The organism is Planotetraspora sp. A-T 1434, assembly GCF_025420585.1.
Classification (GTDB): domain Bacteria; phylum Actinomycetota; class Actinomycetes; order Streptosporangiales; family Streptosporangiaceae; genus JAOEGB01.
The window spans coordinates 1-10,334 of record NZ_JAOEGB010000051.1; the positions used below are offsets into that span (position 1 = coordinate 1).

A 10,334-nucleotide genomic window follows, 5' to 3' on the forward strand; every position below is an offset into this window, starting at 1 on the left:
TACTTCCGCCCGGGATTTCAGCCCCACCAGAAAGCGGCGGCGATCACGCAGTAGAGCACGATGAGCGTGGCGCCCTCCAGCCAGGTCGACTCGCCGTCGAGCACCACGATGACCGCGACCAGCACGGCGATGATCAGAGCCGCGATCAGCAGCGGCGGGAGCACGAGGGTGAACGAGGCCCCGACGAGCGGCGACAGCAGCACCAGGGCGGGGGCGATGACCAGGGCGATCTGCAGGGGGCTCTGGAGGATCACGGACAGCGCGTAGTCGGACTGGTTCTTCGCGGCGAGCTGGATGCCGACGACGTTCTCGACCGCGTTACCGGCAATGGCCACGATGACCAGGCCCGCGAACGCCTGCGAGATGCCGAGCGTGCCCATCGCGGGCTCCAGGGCGTGGACGAACCATTCGGACACGAAGGCGGCGCCGACCCCTGTGATGGCGAGCATGCCGAGGGCGACTCCGAGCGGCCAGCTCGGCCCGTGGTGGCCCGGCTCGGCCGAGGCGGCCGCAACCGGTTCAGCCGCGACCGGTTCGGCCGGGGCCTCGGCCTCGGCGGACTTCCGGCGGCGGATGGCCGCGGGCAAGGACGCCAAGAAGAGCCCGAGCAGCAGGATCGACACGACGATCGACAGCCCACGCTCGTGCCCGGCCGCCGGGGTGTGCAGTGCCGCCGTCAACGCGGGGATGAGCAGCGCGAACACGGCGAGCACGAGCAGCATCGTGATCGTGCGAGCCGACTCGGCTCCGAACCGCTGCGGGCCGTTCTTGACCCCGCCGACCACGAACGCCAGGCCGAGGACGAGCAGGACGTTGGCCAGGATCGAGCCGACGATGGACGCGCTCGCCACCTCATAGAGCCCGTCGCGGAGCGCGAACAGGACCACGAAGAGCTCGGGCAGGTTGCCCAGCGCGCTCTGCACGACTCCGGTGGCGCCCGCGCCCAGACGGTCGCCCAGCGCCTCGACGCTACGGCCGACCAGGCTCGCCAGCAGTGCCAGGGCGACGCCGGAAAGCGCGAACGGCAGGACCGTCCCCCCGCCGGCGAACCGGGTCACCCCCGCCCCGACGGTGCCCAGCACGCAAATAAGGATCAGCCGCCAGTCCGCTCGTGTGAAGCCCACGACGCATGATCGTAGGGGTCAGGACTTCACCAGGGAAAGCCCAGGGAATTTTCAGCCCTGGAGCCAGACGTATCCGCCGAAACGGCCCGTCCGCTGCTCCCGGCGGTAGGAGAAGAGGTCCGGCGTCTCGATCGTGCACCGGCCGTCGTGCCGGATGTCGGCCACTCCCGCCCGCCGCAGCTGGGCGGCGATCCCGGCCCTGATGTCGAGGGCGGGCGTGCCCTGCCGGGTCGTCGACCGGCTCTCGGGGACCCGTTCTGCGACCCTCTCCCGCAGGTCGTCGGGCACCTCGTAGCAGAGCCCGCAGGCCGCGGGGCCGATCACGGCCACCATCCGCGTGGGCTCGGCGCCCCGGGACGCCATGGCCTCGACCAGCGCCGGGACGACTCCCGCCTCGGTGCCCGGCCGCCCGGAATGCGCGCCTCCCACCAGTCCCGCCACGGGGTCGGCCACAAGGACCGGGGCGCAGTCGGCCACGAGGATCGCCAGCCCGAGGCCGGGCCGATCGGTGAAGACGGCGTCGAGCGCGGGCGGTTCGCCGGCGAACGGCTCGGTGACATAGGCGACGTCCGCACCGTGGACCTGCCGCATGAAGACCACCATGTCGAGGCCCAGCTCGGCCGCCGTCTTCGCCCGGTTCTCCGCCACCGCCGCCGGGTCGTCCCCCACCGCACCACCCAGGTTGCGCGTGCCGTACGGCTCCGCGCTCACGCCGCCGTGCCGGTCGGTGAAGGCCATGCGGACCCGCTCGATCGCAATCACCGGACCAGCGTACTAAGGGGATAGCGTGGCGGGCGGGCGAGACGAGGAGGCGGTCGGTGCGCGCGGTGGTGTACGAGGCGTTCGGCGCGGAGCCCCAGGTCCGCGAGGTGGCGGATCCCGTCGCCTCTCCGTACGGGGCCGTCATCAGGGTGGAGGCCACCGGTCTGTGCCGCAGCGACTGGCACGGGTGGATGGGCCACGACGGCGACATCCAGGTGTTCCCCCACGTGCCGGGACATGAGCTCTCCGGCGTCGTGGAGTCCGTGGGCCCCGGCGTGACGGGCTGGCGGCCCGGCGATCGGGTGCTGGTGCCGTTCGTGTGCGCCTGCGGGCGATGCCGGGAGTGCGTCAAGGGTGACCAGCAGGTGTGCGAGCGCCAGACACAGCCGGGGTTCACCCACTGGGGGTCGTTCGCCGAGCGGGTCGCGATCGACCACGCCGATGTGAACCTCGTGCGCCTGCCGGACGGTATGGCGTTCGCCACGGCCGCGAGCCTCGGGTGCAGGTTCGCCACGGCCTTCCGCGCCGTGGTCGCGCAGGGGCGGGTCAAGCCGGGAGACTGGCTGGCCGTGCACGGCTGCGGCGGCGTCGGCCTGTCTGCCGTCATGATCGGGGCCGCCGCGGGGGCCCGGGTGGTCGCGGTGGACATCTCCCCCGGCGCCCTTGACCTCGCGAGGCGGTTCGGCGCGGCCGAGTGCGTCCAGGCCGGGCCGGACACAGCAGACGTGGCAGCCGTGATCCGCGAGATCACGGCGGGCGGCGCGCACGTCTCGGTCGACGCGCTGGGCAGCCCGGCCACGTGCGCGGCGTCGATCGAGAGCCTCCGCAGGAGAGGCCGCCACGTCCAGGTCGGGCTCCTTCCCGGCGGCACGGCCCTGCCGATGGGCCGGGTGATCGCCCACGAGCTGGAGATCCTCGGCAGCCACGGCATGGCCGCCCACGCCTACCCTCCGATGCTGGAGATGATCGCCGGGGGTGCGCTGCGACCGGACCTGCTCATCACCCGGACGATCGCCCTGGAGGAGGCCCCCGCCGCGCTGACGGCCCTCACCCACGGCGCAGCCGCGGGGATCACCATGATCACGCCTGGCTAGAGGACCGCGGCGTAGAGCTCGTGGGTGCGCTCGGCGATGCGCTGCCAGGAGAAGTGGTCGATCGCCCTGCGTCGCCCCGCCTTACCCATCGCGGACGCCGTGGCGGAATCGCCGAGCAGCGCGTTGACCCGATGGGCGATGCCGTCGGCGAATGCCTCGGGATCGTACGGCTCGCCGTCGGGGCCCTGGTCGATCGGCACGAGCAGGCCCGTGGAGCCGTCGGCCACGACCTCGGGTATGCCCCCTGTGGCGGTCGCCACGACAGCCGTCTCGCAGGCCATCGCCTCCAGGTTCACGATGCCCATCGGCTCGTACACCGACGGGCAGACGAAGACGGTGGCATGGGTGAGGATCTGGATGACCTCGGGCCTGGGCAGCATCTCGGAGATCCAGATGACCCCTTCGCGCGTGGCCGACAGCTCGCGGACCAGGCCGGTCACCTCCTCGGCGATCTCGGGGGTGTCCGGCGCGCCCGCGCACAGCACGAGCTGCGCGTCCGGGGCGAACGACCGGGCCGCATGCAGGAGATGGACGAGGCCCTTCTGCCGGGTGATGCGCCCCACGAAGACGACGTACGGCGTGGCCGGGTCGATGCCGTGCCGCGCGAGTGCCTCCGTGCCGTGGGAGGGGGCATACTCCTCCGTGTCGATGCCGTTGTGGATCACCCGCACCCGGTCTGGCGATATTTCGGGATATGCCGTCAGCACATCGCGGCGCATGCCTTCGGACACTGCGATGATCGCGTCGGCCGACTGGAGCGCCGCCCGCTCCGCCCACGACGACAACGTGTAGCCCCCGCCAAGTTGCTCGGCCTTCCACGGCCGCAGGGGCTCCAGGCTGTGGGTGGTGACCACGTGCGGCGTGCCGTACAGCATCTTGGCGACGTGCCCGGCGAAATTGGCGTACCAGGTGTGGCTGTGCACAACGTCCGCGCCCTCGCATCCGGCGGCCATCTCCAGGTCGACTCCCAGCACCTGAAGGGCGGCGTTGGCGGTCTCCAGGCCGCCGGGCACGCGGTACGCCCGCACGCCGGTCTCGTCCCGTGGCGCGCCGAAGCACCGCACCCGCACGTCGGCAAGCCTGCGGAGCTCGCGCGCCAGATATTCGACATGGACTCCGGCTCCGCCGTACACCTCGGGCGGATACTCGCGGCTGAGCAGATCGACACGCATAGGAGGAGCTTAGGGTTGTTGTCGCCGCCCCGGGTGTTTGGCAGCGGTTTGGCGGGTTAAGGTCCTGCCTATGAAGGTCCTGGCGATCGTGCTCGCAGGTGGTGAGGGGAAGCGGCTGATGCCGCTGACCGCGGACCGGGCCAAGCCCGCTGTGCCGTTCGGAGGGATCTACCGGCTCGTCGACTTCGTGCTGTCGAACCTCGCGAACGCCCATTATCTGCAGATCGTCGTGCTGACGCAGTACAAGAACCACAGCCTCGACCGGCACATCTCGCGAACCTGGCGACTGTCGTCGATGCTCGGCAACTACGTCACGCCCGTTCCTGCCCAGCAGCGGCTCGGGCCGCGCTGGTTCTCGGGTTCGGCCGACGCGCTGTTCCAGAACCTGAACCTGATCTACGACGAGCTACCCGACCATGTGATCGTCTTCGGCGCGGACCATATCTACCGGATGGACCCGCGCCAAATGGTCGACCAGCACATCGACTCGGGGGCGGACGTCACGGTCGCCGCGATCCGCCAGCCCCTGGAGCTGGCCGACCAGTTCGGCGTGATCGAGACCGACCCCTCCGGACGCCGGATCGTCGCCTTCCGCGAGAAGCCGAAGGACGCCGTCGGACTCGCCGACGCGCCGGACCAGATCTTCGCGTCGATGGGCAACTACGTCTTCAAGACCCAGTCGCTGATCGAGGCGCTGCGGGAGGACGCCCTCGATCCCAGCAGCCGGCACGACCTCGGCGGCAACATCATCCCGATGTTCGTCAAGGGCGGCGGGGCCGAGGTGTACGACTTCGCGCACAATGTCGTTCCGGGCTCGACGGAGCGCGACCGCGGCTACTGGCGCGACGTGGGAACGCTGGACGCCTACTACGACGCCCACATGGACCTCATCTCGGTCCATCCGGTGTTCAACCTCTACAACGACAGGTGGCCCATCTACACGGGGCACGACCCGCTGCCACCCGCCAAGTTCGTGCACAACGAGGGCGACCGGATCGGTCACGCCCTGGAGTCGCTGGTCTCGCCGGGCGTCATCGTCTCCGGTGGCACGGCCCTGCGGTCGATCCTCTCCCCCGGCGTCGTGCTGCACTCCCACTCGCACGTCGAGGACTCGGTGCTGATGGGCTGCGTCAAGGTCGGCAGGGGCGCGATCGTCCGGCGGGCGATCATCGACAAGAACGTCGTCATCCCCGACGGCGCCCGAATCGGCTTCGACCTCGACTACGACCGGCAGCGCTTCGCGGTGACGAGAAGCGGTGTCGTCGTCATCGGGAAGAACGAGATCATCGACCGTTGATCCGCCACATCGGCTCGACCACCGTCCACTGCGCCTCCCAGACGCGGCGGGCGCGCCGCTGGTTGATCGTGCGCGTCACGACGACCACCATCGCCAGGAACGAGGCGGCGCCGAGCGGAAGGCCGGTTCCGACCGTCAGGGCGGAGACGATCGTGGTCTCCCGGTCCTGCGGGCGCTGGGTGAGCGCACCGCGGTCGTCGATCCACACCGTCACGACGTCGCCCGCGCGCTTGGCCGCGATGGCCTCGATGGTGCCCGCCCGCTCGGTGCCGTCAGGGGCCCGCCATACGGCACGGCCGTGCCCCATGGCGGAGCCGGCCGCCGACAGCCGGGGCGCGGACACGTTCTCGGTGAGCGTGGCGCTCACCGGGTGACGGGCATGCGCCTGTCTGGCCTCGGCCTTGACGCCGTCGCCGTACGCCCGCATCCCCAGGACGACGCCGAGCACGACCGCGATCATGACGCCCAGCACCGAGGCAAGCCGGACCACCGCCTCGACCCGGTCGCACCGGCGGCGAAGCGGATTTCTGTCAAGGCCGAGCCATCTGGCGAACCTGGCGAATGGATTCTGTGACATCACACACCTCACAGGGTCATTACCACTGCGAGTCCCGTTTATGCCTATTTTGCATCTCAAAAGAATCGGGGGGAACGCCCCTCCCTGAAAGCGCTGAGACCCTCGGCCAATTCGCCGCTCTCCCTCGCCTCTCGCTGCCACGCGCGGAAGCCCTCCTCCCCCGCGCGACCGTCGATGATCTCCTTCGCGGCGGCCAGCGTGAGCCGGGACCGGTGGGCCAGCGTGGCCGCGAAGCCGTACACCCGGTCGCGCAGCCTTTCCGGCGGGAGCACCTCGTCCACCAAGCCGGTCCGTAATGCGTGACCTGCGTCGACGAGCTCGGCGGAGAAGATCAGATACTTGGCCGTGGCGGGGCCGGCGATCTCGGCCAGCCGCCGCGTGGAGCTGATCGGGTAGACGATTCCGAGCTTGGCCGGGGTGATGCCGAAGCGGGCCGTCGACGAGGCGAAGCGGAGATCGCAGGCGAGGGCGAGCTGGCATCCGCCGCCGACGCAGTAGCCCTCGATCGACGCGATGGCGGGTTTCGGAAACTCGATCAGCGCGCGCTCGGCGGCGACCGTCAGACCGGTGTCATCACCGTTATCACTAAGCTCTGCTATTTCCCAAATATCGGCACCGGCAGAGAAAGTTCCGGCCGCTCCGGTAAGGACAAGCACACGGACGGCCGGATCCGCGGCGAGGTCCCCGACCACGCCCGGGATCGCCCGCCACATCGCGGCCGTCATGGCGTTCCGCTTTTCGGGACGGTTGAGCGTGAGCGTCGCGACGTGCTCATCGATGGCCAGTTCCAACCCGTCGGTAACTTTCATCCCTCGATTGTCCGGCGTCCCGGTAAGGCGTCCCCGCCGGGGGCCACGGTCCGATGTTCTAATCTTTGCCGCGTGTTCGGGATCCTCCGGCCGTGCGCCCACTCCTGTCCTGCCGTCCACGAGGCGTGGCGGGCCCACCTCTGCGGGCTGTGCCTCACGCTGCGCGACCGGCACGGGCAACTCGCCAGGACGGCGACCAACTACGACGGGCTCGTCCTGTCCGTCCTCGCCGAGGCGCAGAGCCCGCGCCGGTCGGAGCGCCGTACGGCGGGGCCCTGCCCGCTGCGCGGCTTCAAGGCCGCAGAGGTGGTGTCCTCGGAGGGCGCCCGGCTGGCGGCGGTCGTGTCGCTGGCACTGGCCGCCGGGAAGATCCGCGATCACGCGGCCGACGAGGACGGGCTGGCCGGCCGCCGCGTCTCCGGAGCGCCGCTCCGGCGCGTCGCCGCCTCCTGGACGTCCGCGGCGGAGCGGGGAGGGCGCTCCATCGGGTTCGACACGGCCGTGCTGACCGACGCCGCCGGCCGCCAGGCCACGCTGGAGGCCACTCCCGGCCTCTCGCTGCTCGAGCTGACCGAGCCGACCGAGGCGGCGGCCGCGGCCGCCTTCGCCCACACCGCGACGCTGGCCGGAATGCCCCGCAACATCGAGAACCTGCGCGAGGCAGGCCGCTACTTCGGGCGGATCGCGCACATCCTCGACGCCGTGGAGGACCTGGAGCACGACCGGGCGCGCGGGGCCTACAACCCGCTGGTGGCGACCGGCACGTCGGCCGAGGAGGCCCGGCGGCTCTGCGACGAGGCGCTGCACGGCCTGGAGCTGGCCGTGCGCGACCTGGAACTGGAGGAGCGGCATCTCGTGGAGGCGCTGCTCCGGGACGAAGCGCGGCGGGCCGTCCGCCGCGCGTTCACCGGGCACGCCGCCCCGCCGGGGGTGGCCGAGAAGGCCGTGGCGGGTGTGGCGACGTTCTTCACGTGCGGGGTCTACCGGCCACCGTGGAGCAGGCGCCGGGACGAACCGTGGGGCCGGCGCTGCTACCTGGACGGCTGCGACCGCATGGACTGCGGCACCTGTGACGGCGGATGCTGCGACTGCTGTTCGGGCGACTGCTGTTCGGGCGACTGCTGTTCGGGCGACTGCTGTTCGTGTGACTGTGACTGTGGATGCTGCGATTGCGGCTCGTGACCCGGCGTCACGGCGTTAGGCTCCGACGCGAAGGAGGCATCCCTGTGCGCCGACACGCGATCACCACCGTCCTGGGCCTGACATCCGCCTGCCTGACGACCGTGTGCCTGATCACCGCCTGCGGGAGCGGCGGCGACTCGGACAATCCCCGGCCGACCGCGCCGGGCAACGTGCCGAGCGGTTTCAAGCAGGTCGGCGGCGCGCTGAACGGCGTGCTCATCGCCGTGCCGACCAGCTGGACGGCGGTCGACCTCGCCAAGGACGACATCGAGAAGGGCCTGGAGAGCAGCGGCCTCACCGGCTCCGCCCTGGATCAGGCGAAGGGCAGTCTCAGGGCCCTCGCCGCCAACAAGGCGGTGTACGCGATGGACCCGGAGTCGGCGAAGGAGTCGGGCAACCAGTTCTCCACCAACCTCAACGGGTTCTGCCAGGCCAGCGTGGGGGCGTCGGCGCAGGCGCTGATCGACGTCGCGAAGTCTCAGCTGGAGTCGGTGCACGCGAAGGTGTCCGAGGCGGCCGAGGTGCCGCTGAACGGGGCCAAGGGCGTCCGGATCAAATACTCGTTACCGTTGAAGCAGGCGAAGGTGCAGGGCACGCAGTTCTACGTCCCCTCCGGCAACGGCAAGACGTGCATCGTCACGCTAAGCACGGACCTTCCCGGCAAGGACGCCCTTTTCGACCAGATTGGCGGGACCATCCGCCCCATCTGACGCTAAGGTCCTGCCGTGGGAAGATCACGGCCTTTCTGGCGCCTCAACCCGGCTGAGCGGAGGGTGTGGGAGGCCTACCCCATGGGCGCCTGGGTCGACCTGCGGGACAGCCGGCACCGGGTGGTCCGCCCCGAGGTGATCGCCGCGCTGCTGCTCGGCGTGCGCGAGGAGGTGCCCGGTCACGTGCCCGGGATCCGCCTCGCCGGAGCCCGCGTGGCCGGAGACCTGAACCTGTCCGACGCCGTGATCAACCACAAGCTGCACCTGCTCGACTGCCACCTGCCCGGCATCGTCTCGCTCAACGACGCGCGCACGAAGGGCGTCCGGCTGCGCGACTGCGACGTCTACCGGTTCCGGGCCGGCCGGGCCACGATCGACGGCCTGCTGGACCTCGACGGGTCCACCGTCCACGCGGGGCTCAGACTGGACAACGCCCACGTCACCGGCCAGCTCCGGCTCTCCCGCACCAAGATCAGCTCACCCCGGCCGGACGGGCCGGACGAGCCCGGGGAGCCGGGAGTGCGGGGTTCCTTCGCGATCTGGGCGGGCGGGCTGACGGTGGACGGCGGCGCGTTCCTGCGCGGCATGCGGAGCACGGGCGGGGTGAGGTTCGTCGGCGCCCGGTTCAACAGCGGGATCTACTTCCAGAAAGCGGTCATCACGGCCGCTGGGTCGCATGCCGTACACGCCGATCACGTGCAGGCCACGGCCGCCGAGTTCAGCGGGGGCTTCACCGCGACCGGGACGGTGCGGCTGCGCGGCGCCCGGATCGAGGGGGTCCTCTCCTTCCACCACGCCGCGCTGAAGGCCTCCGGCCGGGCGCTGCACCTGAGCCACATGCAGGTCGACGAGCTGATCCTCCTCCCGGATTCCATCGAGGGGGAGGTCAATCTCGGTTACTCACGCATCGGAGTGCTCTTCGACGAGCCCGACCACTATCCGGAGCACGTGCACCTCAACGGGATGACCTACGAGTCGCTGCGCGGGCCCGCGGCCACGGCCGCCCGGCTGCGCTGGGTGCGCCGCGACCCGGACGGCTACCGCCCCCAGCCGTACGAGCAACTGGCGGCCTACTACCGGCGGATCGGGCACGAGTCGGACGCGCGGAAGGTGCTTCTGGCGAAGCAGCGGGCGCGGCGGCGGACGCTGAGGCCGCCCGGCCGGCTGTGGGGCCGGCTGCTCGACGTCGTCGTCGGGTACGGCTACCGCCCCTGGCTGGCCGGGCTCTGGGTGGGCCTGCTGCTGGCCGCCGGGACCGCCGTCTTCTCGCATTGGAGGCCCCACCAGATCGGGCTCGACGAGACCCGGCACTTCAACGCGTTCACCTACACGCTGGACCTGCTGGTGCCGGTGAGCGTGTTCGAGCAGCGCGCCGCCTGGGAGCCCGTCGGCTGGACCCAGTGGCTCGCGAACGGGCTCATCGCCGCCGGGTGGATCCTCGCGACGGCCCTCATCGCGGGCGGCACCCGGGTCCTGCGGCCCGCCAGCTCGTCATGAGAACGGGTACTTCTCGCGGATGAACGCCAGGAGGGGGCGGACCGTGAGTCCGCCCCCTTGTGGGCTCGCCCGGACCGTAGGTTCAGCGGGCCGGGTGGGCGCCGTGGATT

General features: G+C 70.9%; 10 protein-coding genes. 5 read left to right on the forward strand and 5 right to left on the reverse strand.

Translation table 11 applies throughout. The features are described from left to right. Nucleotides 1-17: 17 nt before the first annotated feature. Together cax and pgeF are read right to left on the reverse strand one after the other, a co-directional pair. Entirely contained in the window at nucleotides 18-1,124 is a 1,107-nt protein-coding gene (cax, locus tag N5079_RS34695) for a calcium/proton exchanger (protein WP_261588466.1), read from the reverse strand. Between the two features lie 51 nt (nucleotides 1,125-1,175). Next, nucleotides 1,176-1,862 (reverse strand): peptidoglycan editing factor PgeF, encoded by a 687-nt coding sequence (gene pgeF / locus N5079_RS34700; protein ID WP_261588476.1) that lies wholly within the window; start codon nucleotides 1,860-1,862, stop codon nucleotides 1,176-1,178. A gap of 80 nt (nucleotides 1,863-1,942) precedes the next feature. Between pgeF and N5079_RS34705 the strand changes: the two genes are divergently transcribed. After that, the gene (locus tag N5079_RS34705; RefSeq protein ID WP_261588467.1) at nucleotides 1,943-2,980 is read left to right on the forward strand and encodes a zinc-dependent alcohol dehydrogenase family protein; all 1,038 of its coding nucleotides are present in this window, start codon (nucleotides 1,943-1,945) and stop codon (nucleotides 2,978-2,980) included. Here N5079_RS34705 and glgA read toward each other — a convergent pair. Next, complete coding sequence (gene glgA / locus N5079_RS34710) at nucleotides 2,977-4,152, reverse strand: glycogen synthase (protein ID WP_261588468.1); 1,176 nt, start codon at nucleotides 4,150-4,152, stop codon at nucleotides 2,977-2,979. The two genes, N5079_RS34705 and glgA, sit on opposite strands and share 4 nt — an antisense overlap. A gap of 37 nt (nucleotides 4,153-4,189) precedes the next feature. Between glgA and glgC the strand changes: the two genes are divergently transcribed. Then, a complete protein-coding gene (glgC, locus tag N5079_RS34715) occupies nucleotides 4,190-5,449 on the forward strand; it encodes a glucose-1-phosphate adenylyltransferase (protein ID WP_261588469.1) in 1,260 nt (419 codons plus the stop codon). Here the strand turns inward: glgC and N5079_RS34720 are convergent. Both N5079_RS34720 and N5079_RS34725 read right to left on the reverse strand, forming a co-directional pair. Then, complete coding sequence (locus N5079_RS34720; protein WP_261588470.1) at nucleotides 5,436-6,026, reverse strand: hypothetical protein; 591 nt, start codon at nucleotides 6,024-6,026, stop codon at nucleotides 5,436-5,438. The genes glgC and N5079_RS34720 overlap by 14 nt on opposite strands. A gap of 56 nt (nucleotides 6,027-6,082) precedes the next feature. Beyond that, nucleotides 6,083-6,835, reverse strand: a complete 753-nt coding sequence (locus N5079_RS34725) for an enoyl-CoA hydratase/isomerase family protein (protein WP_261588471.1) — start codon at nucleotides 6,833-6,835, stop codon at nucleotides 6,083-6,085. 72 nt (nucleotides 6,836-6,907) lie between these two features. Between N5079_RS34725 and N5079_RS34730 the strand changes: the two genes are divergently transcribed. Genes N5079_RS34730 through N5079_RS34740 form a run of 3 tightly spaced genes read left to right on the forward strand, consistent with a single transcriptional unit; the run spans nucleotide 6,908 to nucleotide 10,224 of the window. Beyond that, a complete protein-coding gene (locus tag N5079_RS34730) occupies nucleotides 6,908-8,017 on the forward strand; it encodes a DUF5685 family protein (protein ID WP_261588473.1) in 1,110 nt (369 codons plus the stop codon). Nucleotides 8,018-8,061: 44 nt separating this feature from the next. After that, nucleotides 8,062-8,727 (forward strand): hypothetical protein, encoded by a 666-nt coding sequence (locus tag N5079_RS34735; protein WP_261588474.1) that lies wholly within the window; start codon nucleotides 8,062-8,064, stop codon nucleotides 8,725-8,727. Between the two features lie 15 nt (nucleotides 8,728-8,742). After that, on the forward strand, nucleotides 8,743-10,224 hold the full coding sequence (locus tag N5079_RS34740) for a hypothetical protein (protein ID WP_261588475.1): 1,482 nt from the start codon (nucleotides 8,743-8,745) through the stop codon (nucleotides 10,222-10,224). Nucleotides 10,225-10,334 lie beyond the last annotated feature (110 nt).

Excerpts from the sequence above, each read along its gene's own strand:
- pgeF (WP_261588476.1), bottom strand. The coding sequence starts at position 1,862 with ATGGCCTTCACCGACCGGCACGGCGGCGTGAGCGCGGAGCCGTACGGC.
- glgA (WP_261588468.1), bottom strand. The coding sequence starts at position 4,152 with ATGCGTGTCGATCTGCTCAGCCGCGAGTATCCGCCCGAGGTGTACGGC.
- N5079_RS34720 (WP_261588470.1), bottom strand. The coding sequence starts at position 6,026 with ATGTCACAGAATCCATTCGCCAGGTTCGCCAGATGGCTCGGCCTTGAC.
- N5079_RS34725 (WP_261588471.1), bottom strand. The coding sequence starts at position 6,835 with ATGAAAGTTACCGACGGGTTGGAACTGGCCATCGATGAGCACGTCGCG.